The sequence below is a fragment of the Burkholderia mycopellens genome (assembly GCF_964265025.1).
Classification (GTDB): Bacteria; Pseudomonadota; Gammaproteobacteria; order Burkholderiales; family Burkholderiaceae; genus Burkholderia.
Genome location: NZ_OZ183802.1, coordinates 3,379,966 through 3,397,692 on the forward strand (window position 1 = coordinate 3,379,966; position 17,727 = coordinate 3,397,692).

Below are 17,727 nucleotides of genomic sequence, written 5' to 3' on the forward strand. Positions count from 1 at the left end.
GCGTTCGGGCGGCGCGCAGCGCGCGCCGCCCGGACTCGCGTCAGAACAGCGATTCGTCGACTTCCATCAGCGTCTTCGAACCGGCGCGCGCGGCGCGGATCGTCGACGCCGTCTCGGGCAGCAGGCGCGCGAAGTAGAAGCGTGCCGTCGCGAGCTTCGACTTGTAGAACGGATCGCCCGACGCTTCCTTGTCGAGTGCGAGGCGCGCCATGCGCGCCCAGAAGTACGAGAACACCAGGTGGCCGACGGTGCGCAGGTACGGCACGGCGGCAGCGCCGACTTCGTCCGGGTTCTGCATCGCCTTCATGCCGATTTCCATCGTCAGCTTCTGCACCTTGTCGCCGATGTCGGCGAGCGGGTTGATGAACTCGGCCATTTCCGGCTTCACGCCTTCGGCTTCCGCGAATTCCGTGACGAGCTTGCCGAACTTCTTCAGCTTCGCGCCCATGTCGCCGAGTACCTTGCGGCCCAGCAGGTCGAGCGACTGGATCGAGTTCGTGCCTTCGTAGATCATGTTGATCCGCGCGTCGCGCACGTACTGCTCCATACCCCACTCGGAGATGAAGCCGTGGCCGCCGTAGATCTGCATCGCGTGGTTGGTCGACTCGAACGCGTTGTCGGTCAGGAACGCCTTGATGATCGGCGTGAGCAGCGCGACGAGGTCGGCTGCTTCCTTGCGCACCGCTTCGTCACCGTGCGACAGTTCCTTGTCGATCTGCAGCGCGGACCAGTACGTGAATGCGCGCGCGCCTTCGGCGTAAGCCTTCTGCGTGAGCAGCATGCGGCGCACGTCCGGGTGCACGATGATCGGGTCGGCCGGCTTGTCCGGCGCCTTCGGGCCCGTCAGCGAGCGCATCTGCAGGCGCTCCTTCGCATACGTGAGGGAGTTCTGGTATGCGACTTCCGTGAGGCCGAGGCCCTGCATGCCGACGCCGAGGCGCGCGGCATTCATCATCACGAACATCGCGTTCAAGCCCTTGTTCGGCTCGCCGACCATCCAGCCCTTCGCGCCGTCGAGGTTCATCACGCACGTCGAGTTGCCGTGGATGCCCATCTTGTGCTCGATCGAGCCGCACTTGATGCCGTTGCGCTCGCCCGGCTCGCCCGCCGCGTCGGGGATGAACTTCGGCACGATGAACAGCGAGATCCCCTTGGTGCCCTGCGGCGCGTCCGGCAGACGCGCGAGCACGAGGTGGATGATGTTCTTCGACATGTCGTGCTCGCCGCTCGAGATGAAGATCTTCGTGCCGCTGATCGAGTACGAGCCGTCGCCGTTGGGTTCGGCCTTGGTGCGCAGGATGCCGAGGTCGGTGCCGCAGTGCGGCTCGGTCAGGCACATCGTGCCCGTCCATTCGCCCGTCACGAGCTTCGGCAGGTAGCGCTGCTGCAGTTCCGGCGCACCGTGTGCGTGCAGGCACTCGTAGGCGCCGTGCGACAGGCCCGGATACATCGTCCAGGCCTGGTTCGCCGAGTTCAGCATTTCGTAGAGCGCGTTGTTCACGAACGCGGGCAGGCCCTGGCCGCCGTACTCCGGATCGCAGCCGAGTGCCGGCCAGCCGGCCTCGACGTACTGCTGGTAGGCTTCCTTGAAGCCGGTCGGGGTCTTCACGACGCCGTCGCCTTCATACGTGCAGCCTTCGCGATCGCCGACCTGGTTCAGCGGGAACAGTACCTCGGAGCAGAACTTGCCCGCTTCCTCGAGGACCTGGTTGATCGTGTCGGCGTCGAGGTCCGCGTGCTTGGGCATTTGCTTGACTTCGGCTTCGACGTTCAGAAGCTCGTGCAACACGAATTGCATGTCGCGCAGCGGCGCGGCGTACTGTCCCATGACTCTCTCCAAAGGTGGGCAAAACGGCTCGAGCTCCTGGCGGGCGGATCACGCGCCGCTAACGGCTCTCGCTCTGATACGAAACAATCGTCTTTTCCAGCGCGGCCCACGTGAGGCGCACGGCGTCCGGCGAATGCAGGAAGCGTGCGTCGTGATGCAGGCCGAGCGTGAAGCTGTACAACTCGAAGAGCATCAGGTCCGGATCCGTATCCGCACGCAGATGGCCTTCTTCCTTCGCCTGCGAAATGGCACGCAGCATCGCGGCACGCCAGGCCGTCACGCTTGCGATCAACTGCTCGCGCACGGGGCTGTCAGGCCGGTCGTCGTACTCGACGGCACCGCTGATGTAGATGCATCCGGTCGTCACCTCCTGGATGCGCTTCTCCGTCCAGCGGGCCAGCATCGCCCGAAGGCGCGGCAAGCCTCGCGGCTCGCGCAGGCTCGGAAAGAACACCTCGTTTTCGAAACGATGGTGATACTCGCGGACGACCTCGACCTGCAGATCCTCACGCGATCCGAAGTGCGCGAACACACCGCTCTTGCTCATCTGCATGCGCTCGGCCAGCAGGCCGATCGTCAGCCCCTCCAGCCCGTCCCGGCTGGCGAGGTCCAAAGCAGCTTCAAGTATCGCGGCACGCGTCTGTTCGCCTTTTCGCATAGCTATTTCTGTAACCGTTCGGGGGTTCGAATAAAATCGAACGGCCGTACTATTATTGAGTGCGGCCGCTCGCGAAACAAGGAAATTATTAGAAACCGGTGTCTAACCGAGCCGCTATTTTGCGCGATTCCGGCGGGACCGGAGCGGCTTTTCCGCACGAACGTGCGGACAGATTTTTGAAGCGAACACTTAGTCTTCGTCAGTCGTAACCACCGACCGTCAGCGCCTTCATCACGAGGCGATAGGTCGTATAGGCGAGCCAGTTCAGCATGCGCTCGATCCGGGGGCGCGCGGCGAATCGTGCGGGATCGATTTCCCGGCCGTCGGCAAACGCGGCCGCGATCGCGTCGCGCAGTTCGTTCGTGACAGCATCGTAGCGCACCAGCACGACATTCGCCTCGTTGTTCAACATCAGGCTCAGCGCGTCCAGGTTCGACGAGCCGACCGTCGCCCAGTTGTCGTCGATCACGGCCACCTTGCCGTGCAGCATCGTCTTGTCGTATTCGGCCACGCGCACGCCTGCGCGCAGCAGCGCGTGATAGAGGAACGGCACGGCCGTATCGAGTGCCGCGAATTCCTTGCGGCCGATCAGGATCCGCACGTCGACGCCGCGTCGCGCGGCGCCCGACAGCGCACGGCGCAGTTTGCGGCCCGGCATGAAGTACGGATTGGCGAGCAGGATCCGCTGGCGCGCCTGGCCGATTGCGGCGAGATACGCCTTCTCGATCGCGCGGCGGTTCACGACGTTGTCGCGCGCGACGAACGCGACGCTCGGCTCCGTCACGACCCGCAGCGCGCCGGCCTTGATCCACCGGTGGCTGCGCATCCAGCGCCGGAACATCTCGGGGAATGCCTCGCCGCCATGCAGCCCGGCCGCGTATTGCGCATACGGCTTGTGGCCGAACATGATCCGGTGCCACTGCAGTTCGAACGCGGCACGCACGTCGGACACCGCGGGCCCCGCCATCTCGACCGCGAAATCCCAGCGCGGAAACGGCAGCGTCGCGCCGCCCTGCGCGTAGTCGTCGATGATGTTGATGCCGCCACAGAATGCGACTGCATGATCGATCACCGCGAGCTTGCGATGCGTGCGCGAAAAGCCGAAACGGCCGAACAGGAAACGGTTGTAGATGCAGTGCTCGACGCCGGCCGCCCCCCATGTGTCAAACAACGGCAGGCGTGCGGTGCCGATGCCGTCGGTGATCACGCGCACGCGCACGCCGCGCTGCGCCGCGCGGATCAGCGCGTCCGACACCGGCCGGCCGGCCGCGTCGTCGCAAAAGATGTAGGTTTCGAGCATCACCTGCTCGCGGGCGGAATCGATCCGTTCGATCAATGCCCGGAAGAATGCGCCGCCGCCCTCGCACAGCCTGACGGTGTTGCCCGACGTGAAGGCGAGCCGCGACGCGGAACCGCGTTCCTGCAGGAACATCTGCCGCAATTGCGCGAAGCGCTTGCGGGCTTCCGCCGTCATGCGGACGAGCCGTGCGGCGCGCGCGAGAGTGCCACGCGTGCGGGCAGTTGCAGGATCGCTTCGGCGTTCGACGGCGAGAAGCAGCGCGCGGCCGCCTCGCGGAACGGCAGCCACGCATGGTCGACGTGCTCGCGCGGCGACAGCGTCACGTCGACGCGATGCGGCACGCACAGGCCGAACCAGTGTTCGGTGTTGCGCGTGACGCCCGGCGCATAGCGGTGCAGGTATTGCGGATAGATCGTGTATTCGATCCGGTGACGCCAGTCGACGAGCGCGCTGGCCGGCACGTCCGGCGTGCCGATCGCGATGCCGGTTTCTTCGGCCACTTCACGCGCGGCGGTGACCGCGAGCGGCTCGTCGAGCGCGTCCTTCGAGCCGGTCACCGATTGCCAGAAATCGGGCTGGTCGGCACGCTTGATCACGAGCACATCGAGGTCCGGCGTGTAGATCACGACAAGAACGGATTCGGGGATTTTCGGCGGCTTCGTCATCGTTGTTTCATGCAGCACGGGGCCGCGCGCCGGGCATGGACTCCGAACGGGCGGCAAGTGCTGCGACTGTACCGCAAAAAACGAAAAAGGCGCATCGCTGCGCCTATTTCATGTGCGTCGTGTGCGCGCGAACGCACACACGACCGGGTACGAAACGCGTTACGCCTTCGGCTGCTCCGGCTGACGCAGACGGATGTGCAGTTCGCGCAGCTGACGCTCGTCGACCGGGCTCGGTGCTTGCGTGAGCAGATCCTGCGCACGCTGCGTCTTCGGGAACGCGATCACGTCGCGGATCGAATCGGCGCCGGCCATCATCGTGACGATGCGGTCGAGACCGAATGCGATACCGCCGTGCGGCGGCGCGCCGTACTGCAGTGCGTCCAGCAGGAAGCCGAACTTCAGTTGCGCTTCTTCCGCACCGATCTTCAGCGCGCGGAACACCTTGCTCTGCACTTCCTCGCGGTGGATACGCACCGAGCCGCCGCCGATTTCCCAGCCGTTCAGCACCATGTCGTACGCCTTCGCGAGGCAACGGCCCGGATCCGTCTCGAGGTACTCGAGGTGCTCGTCCTTCGGGCTCGTGAACGGGTGGTGCGCGGCGACGTAGCGCGCATCTTCGTCGTCGTATTCGAACATCGGGAAGTCGACGACCCACAGCGGCTTCCAGCCGGCCTGGACGAGCCCGTTCGCCTTGCCGAATTCCGAATGGCCGATCTTCAGGCGCAGCGCGCCGAGGCTGTCGTTGACGACCTTCGCGCGGTCGGCCGCGAAGAAGATGATGTCGCCGTCTTCCGCGCCGGTGCGCTCGAGGATCGCCGCGATCGATGCGTCGTGCAGGTTCTTGACGATCGGGCTTTGCAGGCCGTCACGGCCCTTCGCCTTCTCGTTGACCTTGATCCATGCGAGACCCTTCGCGCCGTAGATGCGCACGAATTCGGTGTAGCCGTCGATGTCGCCACGCGACAGCTCGCCGCCCTTCGGCACGCGCAGTGCCGCGACACGGCCGTCCTTCGCGTTGGCCGGCGTGCTGAACACCTTGAAGTCGACGTCCTTCATCGCGTCGGTCAGCTCGGTGAATTCGAGCTGCACGCGCAGGTCCGGCTTGTCCGAACCGAAACGCGCCATCGCTTCCGAGTAAGGCATCACCGGGAATTTCGCGTCGAGTTCGACGTCGATCGTCGTCTTGAAGATGTGACGGATCATGTCTTCGAACAGGTCACGGATTTCCTGCTCGCCGAGGAACGACGTCTCGCAGTCGATCTGCGTGAATTCCGGCTGACGGTCGGCGCGGAGATCTTCGTCGCGGAAGCACTTGGTGATCTGGTAGTAACGGTCGAAGTTCGCGACCATCAGCAGCTGCTTGAACAACTGCGGCGATTGCGGCAGTGCGAAGAACTGGCCCGCGTTCACGCGCGACGGCACGAGGTAGTCGCGCGCGCCTTCCGGCGTGCTCTTCGTCAGCATCGGCGTTTCGATGTCGATGAAGCCCTGCTCGTCGAGGTACTTGCGCGCTTCGATCGCGACGCGGTAGCGCAGGCGCAGGTTGTGCTGCATCTGCGGGCGGCGCAGGTCGAGCACGCGGTGCGTGAGACGCGTCGTTTCCGACAGGTTGTCGTCGTCGAGCTGGAACGGCGGCGTGACCGACGCGTTCAGCACGTTCAGTTCGTGGCACAGCACTTCGATCTTGCCGCTCTTCAGGCCGGCGTTGACCGTGCCTTCCGGACGGTTGCGCACGAGGCCCTTGATCTGCACGCAGAACTCGTTGCGCACGCCTTCGGCGGTCGCGAACATTTCCGCGCGATCCGGGTCGCACACCACCTGCACGAGGCCTTCACGATCGCGCAGGTCGATGAAGATCACACCGCCGTGATCGCGGCGGCGCTGCACCCAGCCGCACAGCGACACGGTTTGGCCCAGCAGGTGTTCGGTCACGAGACCGCAGTATTCAGTACGCATCGACATGATGTTTGCTTTCGTTCGGTTTGATCAACGGGCGCCGCAACGCGCGGCCCGGGCGATGATTCTTTACTTACAGCGGCGGCTCGACGGGGCGGCGTGCAGGCGCCGGAACCGGCGCCGGGGGCGCCACCACGCCCATCGAGACGATGTACTTGAGCGCGGCATCGACCGACATGTCGAGTTCGATGACTTCGCTCTTCGGCAGCATCAGGAAGAAGCCCGACGTCGGGTTCGGCGTCGTCGGAATATAGACGCTCACGTATTCTTCCGTCAGATGATTGAGCACGTCGCCGCCCGGCGTGCCGGTCAGAAACGCGATCGTATACGAGCCGCGACGCGGGTATTCGATCAGCAGCGCCTTGCGGAACGCGTTACCGCTGCTCGACAGCAGCGTGTCCGACACCTGCTTGACGCTCGTGTAGATCGGCCCGACGACCGGGATGTGACGCACCACGGCGTTCCACCACGTGACGAGCTTCTGGCCGATGAAGTTCTGCGTGGCCAGCCCGACGACGAAGATGAACGCGAGCGTCAGCACCGCGCCGATCCCCGGCAGATGGAAGCCGAGCAGCCGCTCGGGCTGCCACGATTCGGGCAGCAGGAGCAGCGTCTGGTCCATCGTGCCGATGATGAGACCGAGCACCCACAGCGTGATCGCGAGCGGGACGAGAACCAGCAGGCCGGTCAGAAACACCGATTTCAGGGTCGTCTTTTTCATCATCTGCCGTCAATGAACCGCGCCGGCGGCGCGGGTTGGTCGCAGCCCGGCCGGGCCGCGACGGTCAACTGCTGGCGGCGGGCGCTGCAGCCGGGGCGGGCGCGGCGCTCGTCGTCGTGCTTTCGGAACTGCTCGATGCAGCCGGTGCAGCCGCCGCGGGCGCGGCTTCCGTCGCTGCCGCCGGTGCCGCGTCGCCCGACGCCGTCGCCGGCGCGCTGGTGCCGCCCGAACCGCCACGGAAATCGGTGACATACCAACCCGAACCCTTCAGCTGGAAGCCCGCAGCAGTGACCTGCTTGCGAAACGCGTCCTTCCCGCATTCCGGGCACTGCGACAGCGGCGCGTCGCTCATCTTCTGGAGCACGTCCTTCGCGAAACCACACGCTTCGCATCGATAGGCGTAGATCGGCATGATATTTTTCCCGCGGAAACTGGAAACGGCTTGCAAAACCTTGAATTATAGCCGAAACCCTGCCGTGCTCCGGCAATGGCCGCGACACCCGCGCATCAGCGGCGACGCCACGTGAGCCAGCGCTCATGTCCTTCGAACACGGGCAGCGAATCGGTCACGGGCAAATCCTCGATCAGCTCGAAGTGCGGCGTGAGCAGCGCATCGAGTTCGGCACGCTCGATTCCGAACGGCGGCCCCTTCGGTTTCGCCGTCAGGAAGAAATAGCCGGCCAGCAATCCGTCCGCAGGCAGCAGCTCGGCCATGCGCGCTGCATAGCCGGCACGCATGGCCGGCGGCAGCGCGCACAGGAACGCGCGCTCATACACCCACTGCACGTCGAACGGCGGCCGGTACGCAAAGAAATCAGCCTGCTCGACGACACCCGCATGCGCGCCGAGTTGCGCCTTCGCGGCAGCCACCGCCTGCGCGGCGAAATCGATCGCACGCACGGGCCAGCCGGCTTCAGCCAGCCACCCGGCTTCCTGCGCACTGCCGCAGCCGGGAATCAGCACCGTGCACGGCTCGAGCCGGTGCGCGAACACGCCAAAACCCTCGGGCACGCCACCGAATTCCCACGGCGTCACGCCACGCTCGAAACGCTCGTCCCAGAACGACGCGTTGCCGGGATCGCGCGTCGCGAAATCGGCGGCTGACGGTGTAGCGGGTTGCTTCGGATCGGACATCGCCCTGCTCCTTTCGGTCATGTGCCGTACGCGAGCGCGAGCAGTACACGCGCAACGAGCGCCCCGACGCCAACGGCGAGACCGTAGATCAGCAGCGCCTGCAGCAGCCGGTTCGTCCGCTTCTGCTCGACGAGGATCTGGCGCATCAGGTCCTCGCTCGCCGCGCGCGGCGCGTCATGGCGCGCGGCCATCGCATGGTGGATCAGGCGCGGCAATTGCGGCAGCGTCTTGCTCCACTGCGGCGCCTCGACCTTGAAGCGTTCGTACCAGCCGCGCAGGCCGATCTGCTCGGTCATCCAGCGCTCGAGGTACGGCTTCGCGGTCTTCCACAGGTCGAGTTCAGGGTCGAGCGAGCGGCCGAGCCCCTCGACGTTCAGCATCGTCTTCTGCAACAGCACGAGCTGCGGCTGGATCTCGACGTTGAAGCGGCGCGACGTCGAGAACAGGCGCATCAGCACCTGGCCGAGCGAGATGTCCTTCAGCGCCCGGTCGAAATACGGCTCGCACACCGCGCGGATCGCGCTTTCGAGTTCCTCGACGCGCGTTTCGGGCGGCACCCAGCCCGATTCGAGGTGGAGCGTCGCGACGCGGTGGTAGTCACGCTTGAAGAACGCGAGGAAGTTTTGCGCGAGGTAGTTCTTGTCGAAATCGGACAGCGCGCCGACGATCCCGAAATCGAGCGCGACGTAGCGGCCGAACGTGTTCGGATCGAGGCTCACCTGGATGTTGCCCGGGTGCATGTCCGCGTGGAAGAAGCCATCGCGGAACACCTGCGTGAAGAAGATCTCGACGCCTTCGCGCGCGAGCTTCTTGATGTCGACGCCGGCCGAACGCAGCGTCTCGACCTGGCTGATCGGCACGCCGGTCATGCGCTCCATCACCAGCACCTGCGACGTCGAGAAATCCCAGAACATCTCGGGCACGAGCAGCAGGTCGAGGCCCGCGAAGTTGCGGCGCAGCTGGCTGCCGTTGGCGGCCTCGCGCATCAGGTCGAGTTCGTCGTGCAGGTACTTGTCGAATTCGGCGACGACCTCGCGCGGTTTCAGGCGCCGGCCGTCGGCCCACATGCGCTCGGTCCAGATCGCGATGTCGCGCATCAGCGCGAGGTCGGAATCGATCACGGACAGCATGTTCGGGCGCAGCACCTTGACGGCGACGGCCTTGCCCGCGTGCTGGCCCTGCTTCAGCTTCGCGAAATGCACCTGCGCGATCGATGCGCTCGCGACCGGCTCGCGCTCGAATTCGTCGAACAACTCATCGACCGGCGCGCCGAGCGACTTCTCGATGATCCCGATCGCGACCGCCGATTCGAACGGCGGCACCTGGTCCTGCAGCTTCGCGAGTTCGTTCGCGAAATCGACCGACAGCAGGTCGCGGCGCGTCGACAGCACCTGGCCGAACTTCACGAAGATCGGGCCGAGGCTTTCGAGCGCGTGACGCAGCCGCACGGCAGGCGGATCGGAATAGCGGCGGCCGATCGTCGTGATCCGCAGCAGCAGCTTCACACGCCGGTCGTCGATCCGGGACAGCATCACTTCGTCGAGACCAAAGCGGATGACGGTGTAGACAATCTTGATGAAACGGAAAATGCGCATGCCCTGCGGCCCTCAGTGCGCGCCGCGCGGGCCGGAACCCGTGCGCGCGCCGATTTTTTGTTCGAGTCGCTCGACCCGCTTTTCGACCCGCGCGAGCGCATCGCGTGCGCGCGCCAGTTCGGCGTCGAAGCCGCCGAGCGACGCGCGCCTGACGACCTGCGGGTTCTCGTCGAGCCAGTATTCGGCGACGGAATCGAGCACGTTGCGGCCGGTGCGTCGCGCGCGCGCGCCGGCGTCGCGCACGACCGTCGCGATCCGGTATGCCGCGGCGTCGCCGACCAGCTTCGCGAGATCTTCTTCAGGTTCCCAGCGCAGGTGCTCGGCCAGCTTCGCGATCTGCGTCGCGAACTCCGCGTCGCCCTCGATCTTCACGTGCTTCATCACGGCCGCCTGGCCGCCCTGCAGGAACGCGGCGACCGTGTCGCCCGCGAGCGCGATCGACACGTCGACCTGCTGCGCATCATGCGAATCGACGGCCGACAGATAGCCGTCGGGCTGCACCAGCAACGTGAGCGTGACGGGAGGCACGTCGATCCGGGCAGTCTTGCCCGCATACGGAATCAGGCGGTCGCGCGCCCACGATTCGCGGGCGAGCAGGTGATTGACAGCAGCAGCAAAAGGCTTGGCGGCAAAGGTCATCGGGCTGGGAAAGAAAAAACCCGCGCAGGCCGGGCGCCCACGCGGGTTTCTATTGTAACGTCGGATCGTCGGCAGACCGTGCCTGACCGCACACCCGGGCGGCAAGCGGTCGCAGTGCGGCGGCCGTTGCCCGGGTGACCGGCGGCGCGGGCCGCCGGTCACGCTCAGTGCGTGTTGATCTGCTGGATGCCCGCGAGCAGCCAGCCCTGACTGCCCGACTTCGACAGGTTCCACACTTCGTCGAACGGTGCGGCCGACGCATTCGCCGATTCGCGGATCAGGCCGTGGAAGCGCACGCTCGCCGACTGCTCGATGCCGCGATCCTCGATCGCGACCAGTTCCGCGTCGAGCTGCACGACGTCGGTCTGGTTCGACTCGTTGCCGCGCGAATCGAGGTCGATCTTGATCTCGGCGAACATTTCGGGCGTCGTGAACTCGCGGATGTCGGCCAGGTTGCCCTGGTCCCACGCGGCCTGCAGGCGCACGAAATAGACCTTCGAGCTGCGCAGGAACGCTTCGGCGTCGAAGCCGGCCGGCACCTGGAGCGGCGCTGCCGCAGCAGCCGCTGCCGCGCCTGCGCCCGCGGCACCGCCGCCGAACACGCCTTGCGCTTCGTTCGCGTAGCTGCTGCCGCTACCCGCATAGTTGCTGCCGGTGCTGCCCTGCTGGAACGACGGGCTTTGCGAGTAACCACCCGACGACGACGCCGAGCCGCCTGCCGAATACGCGGGCTCCTGCGGGCGACGGCGGTTCATGAACTTGCGGATCAGCCAGATGCCGACGAACGCGAGCAGCGCGATCACGATCAGGTTCGACATCATGCCGGCGAACGCCTCGCCGAGGCCGAAGTGCGACAGCAGCGCCGCGATGCCGAGACCGGCCGCGAGGCCGGCGATCGGCCCGAGCCAGCGCGAGCGGTTGGGCTGCGCGGCCGGCGTGGGCGCGGCCGGATTCGCACGCTGCGCCTGCGACGGCGCGGCCTGCTGCATCGGCTGCTGCGCAGGCGGCGTGGCCTGGCGCTGCGTGACGGTGGAATTCTGGCGGCCGATGCTGCGCCCGCCGCCCATGCGCTTGGCTTCGGCGTCGAGCGATGCGAACGTGCCGGCCGTGAGCAGGCCGACCATCAGCAGGGTGCCGACCCGTCGAGCCCACGGCTTCGACGGCTTGCCACGGTTGAACAACGAACGCGATTCGAACATCAGCTTCTCCGAATGTAAGACAAATGTATGGAAAGAGCCCCTTAGTACTTGGCTCCCATGTGTAAAGCTACCACGCCACCTGACAAATTGTAATATTTGACGGCGTCGAGGCCCGCTTGTTCCATCATCGTCTTCAGCGTGTCCTGATCGGGGTGCATCCGGATAGATTCAGCAAGATACCGGTAACTTTCAGCATCTTTCGCGAACTTGTCGCCAAGCCACGGTAATACTTTGAAAGAATACAGATCGTACGCTTTTTTCAGCGGATCCCAGACTTTCGAGAATTCCAGCACCATCACGCGGCCGCCGGGCTTCGTCACGCGGCGCATCTCTGCCAGCGCGGCGTCCTTGTGCGTCATGTTGCGCAGCCCGAACGCGACCGTGACCACATCGAAGTAGTTGTCCGGAAAGGGAATTTTCTCCGCGTCGCACAACAGCGACGGCGTCACGATGCCCTTGTCGAGCAGCCGGTCGCGGCCGACGCGCAGCATCGATTCGTTGATGTCCGTGTGCCAGACCTCGCCCGTCGGCCCGGCCGCCTTCGCGAACGCCTTGGTCAGGTCGCCGGTGCCGGCCGCAAGGTCGAGCACCTTGAAACCGGGGCGCACGTTCGCCTGCGCGATCGTGAACGCCTTCCACGCGCGGTGCATGCCCGCCGACATCAGGTCGTTCATCAGATCGTAGTTGCTCGCGACCGAATGGAACACACCCGCCACTTTCTTCGCTTTTTCGTTTTCCTCGACGCTTTCGAAGCCGAAGTGGGTTTTGCTCATCGCGTTGATCCTCAGTAAATGGCAAGACGGCGCCGAGCGGGCGCCGTCGAATTTCAGTGGCAGTGGCCGTGCGACGCGCCCGCCGCCGGCATCGGGGCGTCGCGCTCGACGCCCGCCGCCTTCAGTTTGTCGAAATAGTCGCGCCACAGCGCGTCCTGCTGCGTCGCCAGCTCGTACAGCAGGTCCCACGAGTAGATGCCGGTCGAATGGCCGTCGGAAAACGTCGGCTGCAGCGCGTAGTTGCCGACGCCCTCGAGCGCGGTGATCGTCACTTCACGCTTGCCCGTCTGCAGCGTCTCCTGGCCGGGCCCGTGGCCGCGCACCTCGGCCGACGGCGAATACACGCGCATCAACTCGAACGGAATCCGGTAGCTGTCGCCGTTCGGGTACTGCAATTCGAGCACGCGCGACACCGCGTGCACGACGACGCCGGACGGAATCGGCGTCGTGGAAGTCAAACCGCTCATGGCTGCCTCGAATCGGTCATGCGTTGAATTTCCTCGCGCACCGCATTGTGCAGCAGCGAGGCCTGCGCCGCGCGCGTGCGCAGCAGCGCCTCGGACACGCTGCGCTGGCGCGGCGCCCATACGGGCTGCGGGAAATGGGCGTCGTTGGAAAAGCGCGGGATCACGTGCCAGTGCACGTGCGGCACCATGTTGCCGAGGCTCGCGAGATTCACCTTGTTCGGCTGCATCACGCGGCGCACGGCCCGCTCGACCGCGTAGACCACGCGCATCAAATGCGCCCGCTCCGGCTCGCCAAGATCGGAAAATTCGGCCACGTGCGCGCCCCAGATCACCCGGCAGAAGCCCGGATATTCGTGCTCGCCCGTCGCGAGGACGACACGCAGCGCATCGTCCTGCCAGAGCACCTCGCCGCCGTCTTCACGGCAAAACACGCATTCCATCGTCGCTCCCATGTGGACGGGCGCCCGCATTGCTGCGCCGGCGCCCGCTCATCCCTAGCCCGGTCGGGCGGTCGTCATGCCCGCATTAGACCAGCACGCGCTCGATCCCGCCATGGTTCGCACGTGCGACATAATCGGCCATCCAGTTCTCGCCGAGCACCTGACGCGCGATTTCGACGACGATGTAGTCGGCCTCGAGGTTCGCGTCCTCGCTGTAGCGCGACAGGCCCTGCAGGCACGACGGGCAGCTCGTCAGGATCTTCACGTCCGGGCCGTTCGCGGCCGCGGCGGCCGGCGCCGCCGCATTGCCGGCCACGACCGGGATGCTGCGCAGCTTCGCGGCCCCCTTGCGAATCTCCTCTTCCTTGCGGAAGCGGACCTGCGTCGACACGTCCGGGCGCGTGACCGCGAGCGTGCCCGATTCACCGCAGCAGCGCTCGTTCTTCTCGATCTTGTAGCCGTCCTTCTCCGCGCCCATCAGCTCGTTGACGAGCTTCACCGGGTCCATCGTCTTGATCGGCGTGTGACACGGGTCGTGATACATGTAACGCGTGCCCGTCACGCCATCGAGCTTCATCCCCTTCTCGAGCAGGAACTCGTGGATGTCGATGATCCGGCAGCCCGGGAAGATCTTGTCGAATTCGTAGCCCGCGAGCTGGTCGTAGCAGGTGCCGCACGACACGACCACCGTCTTGATGTCGAGGTAGTTCAGCGTGTTCGCGACCCGGTGGAACAGCACGCGGTTGTCGGTGACGATCTTCTCGGCCTTGTCGTACTGGCCCGAGCCGCGCTGCGGATAGCCGCAGCACAGGTAGCCCGGCGGCAGCACCGTCTGCACGCCGGCTTCCCACAGCATCGCCTGCGTCGCGAGACCGACCTGCGAGAACAGGCGCTCGGAGCCGCAGCCCGGGAAGTAGAACACCGCTTCCGAATCGACGGTGGTCGACTTCGGGTTGCGGATGATCGGCACGATCTTGTTGTCCTCGATGTCGAGCAGCGCGCGCGCCGTCTTCTTCGGCAGGTTGCCCGGCATCTTCTTGTTGACGAAGTGGATCACCTGCTCGACCACGGGCGGCTTGCCGACCGTCGCCGGCGGGTGCTGCGTCTGCTTCGTCACGACCTTCTTCAGCATGTCGTTCGCGAAGCGCTGCACCTTGTAGCCGGCGCCCATCATCACGCCGCGCGCGATGTTGATCGTCTGCGGGTTGGTCGCGTTCAGGAAGAACATGCCCGCCGCATTGCCGGCGTTGAACTTCTTCTTGCCCATCTTGCGCAACAGGTTGCGCATGTTCATCGTGACGTCGCCGAAGTCGATCTTCACCGGGCACGGCGTCGCGCACTTGTGGCACACCGTGCAGTGGTCGGCCACATCGTTGAACTCGTCCCAGTGCTTGATCGACACGCCGCGGCGCGTCTGCTCTTCGTACAGGAACGCCTCGACCAGCAGCGACGTCGCGAGGATCTTGTTGCGCGGGCTGTACAGCAGGTTCGCGCGCGGCACGTGCGTCGCGCACACCGGCTTGCACTTGCCGCAGCGCAGGCAATCCTTCACCGAATCGGCGATCGCGCCGATGTCGGACTGCTTCATGATCAGCGACTCGTACCCCATCAGCCCGAAGCTCGGCGTGTACGCATTGCGAAGATCAGCACCTTCGAGCAGCTTGCCCTTGTTGAAGCGGCCGTTCGGGTCGACGCGCTGCTTGTACGCGCGGAATTCGGCGATCTCGTCGTCGGTCAGGAACTCGAGCTTCGTGATGCCGATGCCGTGCTCGCCGGAAATCACGCCGTCGAGCGAACGCGCGAGCGTCATGATGCGTGCGACCGCCGCGTGCGCGTCCTGCAGCATCTCGTAGTTGTCGGAGTTGACCGGCAGGTTGGTGTGGACGTTGCCGTCGCCCGCGTGCATGTGCAGCGCGACGAACACGCGGCCGCGCAGCACCTGCTTGTGGATCGCCTGCGCCTCGTCAAGGATCTGCTTGAACGCCCCGCCGTTGAAGATCGCGCGCAGCTCGGCGCGGATCTCCTGCTTCCACGAGATGCGGACCGTGCGGTCTTGCGTGATGTGGAACACGGTCGCGCCCGGCTGCTCGTCCGCGCGGTCCGCGAACTTCTCGGCCAGCGCCTCGTAGCCGAGCTGCACGAGGTAGTGCTGCGCCTCGCGCAGCGGCTGGTCGAGGCGGTCGCGCACGAATTCCCAGCGCGCACGCACGCGCTTGAGCAGCTCCAGCGCCTGCTGGACCCGGTCTTCGAGCAGTTCGGCGCTCGGGATCTCGTTCGCGTCGTCGGTCTTGCCGAGCGGCAGGTTGCCGGCACGGAAAAACGCTTCCAGCGCGTCGACGAGCTGCAGCTTGTTCTTCAGCGACAGCTCGATGTTGATCCGCTCGATGCCGTCGGTGTACTCGCCCATCCGGTTCAGCGGGATGACGACGTCTTCGTTGATCTTGAACGCGTTCGTGTGCTTGGCGATCGCGGCCGTACGGCTGCGGTCGAGCCAGAAGCGCTTGCGCGCCTCCGCGCTGACCGCGACGAAGCCTTCGCCGCTCTTGCCGTTCGCCATCCGGATCACTTCGGACGTCGCGTGCGCGACCGCATCGGCATCGTCGCCGACGATGTCGCCGATCAGCACCATCTTGGGGAAGGCATTGCGCTTGCTCTTGGTCGCGTAGCCGACCGCGCGCAGGTAGCGCTCGTCGAGGTGCTCGAGGCCCGCCAGGATCGCGCCGCCCTGCTTCGACGTTTCGAACAGGTAGTCCTTGATCTCGACGATGCTCGGGATCGCCTCGCGTGCCTGGCCGAAGAATTCGAGGCAGACCGTGCGCGTGTGCGCGGGCATCTTGTGCAACACCCAGCGCGCGGACGTGATGAGCCCGTCGCAGCCTTCCTTCTGCACGCCCGGCAGGCCGGCGAGGAACTTGTCGGTCACGTCCTTGCCGAGCCCTTCCTTGCGGAACCGGCGGCCTTCGATCTCGAGCATCTCGCTCTTCAGCAGCTTCTCGCCCGGCGCGTAGGCGCCGTCGAACCACTTCAGCTCGAAACGCGCGACCGCGATGTCGTGGATCTTGCCCTGGTTGTGCTCGTGGCGCGTGACTTCGAGCCAGTTGCCGTCCGGGTCGACCATCCGCCACCAGGCCAGGTTGTCGAGCGCGGTGCCCCACAGCACGGCCTTCTTGCCGCCCGCGTTCATGGCGACGTTGCCGCCGATGCACGACGCGTCGAGCGAGGTCGGATCGACCGCGAACACGTAGCCGGCCGCTTCCGCCGCCTCGGTCACGCGGCGTGTGACGACGCCCGCGCCGGAGAAGATCGTCGGCACCTTGTGCGCGACGCCCGGCAGCTCGGTCAGCTCGACCGCGCCGAGTTGCTCGAGCTTCTCGGTGTTGATCACCGCGGAGAATGGCGTGAGCGGCACCGCGCCGCCCGTGTAGCCAGTGCCGCCGCCACGCGGGATCACGGTCAGGCCGAGCTCGAAGCAGGCCTTGATGAGGCCGGCGATCTCGGCTTCGCTATCGGGGGTCAGCACGACGAACGGGTATTCGACGCGCCAGTCGGTCGCGTCGGTCACGTGCGACACGCGCGACAGCCCATCGAAACGGATGTTGTCCTTCTGCGTGCAGCGGCCGAGCGCCTTGGTGGCGCGGCGGCGCAGGTCGGCCATCTTCTCGAATTCGTCGGCGAACTCGTTGACCGCGCGCTGCGCGGCGGCTTCGAGCATCGCGACGCGCGACGCGCGTTCGCGGCCCGCGTCGTCGCGGTGCTCGGTGAGATCCGCGCTGCGGCGCTTGCCGATCTCGGTCAGGCGGTGGTTCAGCGCCTCGATCAGCAGCGCGCGGCGCTTCGGGTTGTCGAGCAGGTCGTCCTGCAGGTACGGATTGCGGCGCACGACCCAGATGTCGCCGAGCACTTCATACAGCATCCGCGCCGAGCGACCCGTACGGCGTTCGGCGCGCAGTTCGTCGAGCACCGACCACGCCTCTTCGCCGAGCAGGCGGATCACGATCTCGCGATCCGAGAAAGAAGTGTAGTTGTAGGGAATCTCGCGCAACCGGGGCGCGGGGTCGGCGGCGACGGCAGCGGCCGCGCCATTCGGATCGAAAACTTGTGGTGCGTTCATGTTCGGACGACTCGGAGGGCCGATACCCCGTGCACGGGCGTCGGCAAGCGCGTGGGCGCAATCTTGGGGAAATCTGTTCTGTTACCAGGCGCGCGGCTGTCCTTCATGGGGCCGGAGCGGGCGTTGACTCGCCCCTCGCGGCCGGCGACAGGGCCTGGCGGCACTCGGAACCATCAGCACGATCGCGCGCGGCGCGCATGCCGTTCCGCCGCGGGGGTGGCTGCGCGCGGCGTCGGCTTCA

At 65.8% G+C, this 17,727-nt stretch carries 15 protein-coding genes; all 15 read right to left on the bottom strand.

Annotation, left to right across the window (positions count from 1 at the left end; translation table 11 throughout):
* Window positions 1-40: 40 nt before the first annotated feature.
* Window positions 41-1,828, bottom strand: coding sequence for an acyl-CoA dehydrogenase C-terminal domain-containing protein (locus tag ACPTTC_RS15745; RefSeq protein ID WP_069257557.1), 1,788 nt, complete (start codon window positions 1,826-1,828; stop codon window positions 41-43).
* Window positions 1,829-1,886: 58 nt separating this feature from the next.
* Window positions 1,887-2,486 (bottom strand): TetR/AcrR family transcriptional regulator, encoded by a 600-nt coding sequence (locus ACPTTC_RS15750; RefSeq protein ID WP_006751498.1) that lies wholly within the window; start codon window positions 2,484-2,486, stop codon window positions 1,887-1,889.
* Between the two features lie 199 nt (window positions 2,487-2,685).
* Window positions 2,686-3,960, bottom strand: coding sequence for a cardiolipin synthase ClsB (clsB, locus tag ACPTTC_RS15755; protein ID WP_423393010.1), 1,275 nt, complete (start codon window positions 3,958-3,960; stop codon window positions 2,686-2,688).
* On the bottom strand, window positions 3,957-4,451 hold the full coding sequence (gene nudB, locus ACPTTC_RS15760; RefSeq protein WP_174942400.1) for a dihydroneopterin triphosphate diphosphatase: 495 nt from the start codon (window positions 4,449-4,451) through the stop codon (window positions 3,957-3,959). Before nudB ends, clsB begins: the two co-directional genes overlap by 4 nt.
* Before the next feature lie 159 nt (window positions 4,452-4,610).
* Window positions 4,611-6,413 (bottom strand): aspartate--tRNA ligase, encoded by a 1,803-nt coding sequence (gene aspS / locus ACPTTC_RS15765; protein WP_006477843.1) that lies wholly within the window; start codon window positions 6,411-6,413, stop codon window positions 4,611-4,613.
* Window positions 6,414-6,480: 67 nt separating this feature from the next.
* Entirely contained in the window at window positions 6,481-7,131 is a 651-nt protein-coding gene (locus tag ACPTTC_RS15770) for a DUF502 domain-containing protein (protein ID WP_175956316.1), read from the bottom strand.
* 61 nt (window positions 7,132-7,192) lie between these two features.
* Window positions 7,193-7,540, bottom strand: coding sequence for an FmdB family zinc ribbon protein (locus tag ACPTTC_RS15775; protein WP_011353158.1), 348 nt, complete (start codon window positions 7,538-7,540; stop codon window positions 7,193-7,195).
* A 95-nt stretch (window positions 7,541-7,635) separates the two neighbouring features.
* Window positions 7,636-8,262, bottom strand: a complete 627-nt coding sequence (locus tag ACPTTC_RS15780) for an SAM-dependent methyltransferase (RefSeq protein ID WP_423393011.1) — start codon at window positions 8,260-8,262, stop codon at window positions 7,636-7,638.
* A gap of 17 nt (window positions 8,263-8,279) precedes the next feature.
* Window positions 8,280-9,857: a ubiquinone biosynthesis regulatory protein kinase UbiB gene (ubiB, locus tag ACPTTC_RS15785; protein WP_423393012.1), complete on the bottom strand. Its 1,578-nt coding sequence runs from the start codon at window positions 9,855-9,857 to the stop codon at window positions 8,280-8,282.
* Between the two features lie 12 nt (window positions 9,858-9,869).
* The gene (locus ACPTTC_RS15790; protein WP_423393013.1) at window positions 9,870-10,496 is read right to left on the bottom strand and encodes a ubiquinone biosynthesis accessory factor UbiJ; all 627 of its coding nucleotides are present in this window, start codon (window positions 10,494-10,496) and stop codon (window positions 9,870-9,872) included.
* Window positions 10,497-10,660: 164 nt separating this feature from the next.
* Window positions 10,661-11,695, bottom strand: coding sequence for a Tim44 domain-containing protein (locus tag ACPTTC_RS15795; protein ID WP_423393014.1), 1,035 nt, complete (start codon window positions 11,693-11,695; stop codon window positions 10,661-10,663).
* Between the two features lie 41 nt (window positions 11,696-11,736).
* The gene (gene ubiE / locus ACPTTC_RS15800; RefSeq protein WP_124498964.1) at window positions 11,737-12,468 is read right to left on the bottom strand and encodes a bifunctional demethylmenaquinone methyltransferase/2-methoxy-6-polyprenyl-1,4-benzoquinol methylase UbiE; all 732 of its coding nucleotides are present in this window, start codon (window positions 12,466-12,468) and stop codon (window positions 11,737-11,739) included.
* Between the two features lie 53 nt (window positions 12,469-12,521).
* The gene (locus ACPTTC_RS15805; protein WP_122946246.1) at window positions 12,522-12,935 is read right to left on the bottom strand and encodes a gamma-butyrobetaine hydroxylase-like domain-containing protein; all 414 of its coding nucleotides are present in this window, start codon (window positions 12,933-12,935) and stop codon (window positions 12,522-12,524) included.
* The gene (locus tag ACPTTC_RS15810; protein WP_059533018.1) at window positions 12,932-13,375 is read right to left on the bottom strand and encodes an HIT family protein; all 444 of its coding nucleotides are present in this window, start codon (window positions 13,373-13,375) and stop codon (window positions 12,932-12,934) included. The genes ACPTTC_RS15805 and ACPTTC_RS15810 overlap by 4 nt, the downstream gene beginning before the upstream one ends.
* An 85-nt stretch (window positions 13,376-13,460) precedes the next feature.
* Window positions 13,461-17,486, bottom strand: a complete 4,026-nt coding sequence (locus ACPTTC_RS15815; RefSeq protein ID WP_423393015.1) for a DUF3683 domain-containing protein — start codon at window positions 17,484-17,486, stop codon at window positions 13,461-13,463.
* Between the last annotated feature and the right edge of the window lie 241 nt (window positions 17,487-17,727).